General features: G+C 57.1%; 1 protein-coding gene. It reads right to left on the reverse strand.

Going from position 1 to position 636, the window contains the following annotated elements; all coding sequences use genetic code 11:
• A partial coding sequence (locus tag ACR0E6_RS22535) for a YeeE/YedE thiosulfate transporter family protein (protein WP_480587580.1) occupies positions 1-585 on the reverse strand: 585 nt, incomplete at its 3' end.
• Positions 586-636 lie beyond the last annotated feature (51 nt).

The following is a 636-nucleotide window of genomic DNA, read 5'->3' on the forward strand; positions in this document are numbered from 1 at the left end:
GTAGAATATTGTGTCGCCAAGGGGTGCAGCGAAGGTATGGGTTTGAACCGGTTCACCGTCAAAACCGTGCGTCGCCACCCAATTCGTGCCGAGCCACCCTGATACGATCGCCAGCCCAACTACAGATCCCCAGAACACCTGTGCTGGAGTGCGGCGGAAGCGCTGGTTTGCCAAGGAGAAAATCACCAACGCAACGCCGATGACGGAGCCAATGAGCCAAGCTGGAATAGAGGTCAGTTGTTCGGCAAGGAAGCTAATGCTCTGGGGGCCACTAAGATCCATTTCCTCGGGGAAGACCCAAACGCGCAAATAGGCCAGGGGCCCGGACATGACAACGTAGGCAGATAGACCCATGATCAAAACGATGACGAAGGATCGTAGGTCGCCGCCCCCAAGCCTTGCAAGCGCGCCATAGCCGCAGTTTCCGCTGATGGCCATTCCGTAACCGAACATGAGGCCACCTACGATCGACCCAAGTGGGTTCCAAGTCTGCGCAAGATACCTTGTTCCAACGGGGTCCAGCCACCCGAAAGCCATAGCCAAGTGGCTGCCGACAATTGCTACGCCGATCGCAATTGCCCACATGCGCAGCCGCCGGTCATCATCTGCGTAAAGGTAGTCTTCGATTGCACCCAG

The organism is Ruegeria sp. AP12, assembly GCF_056540025.1.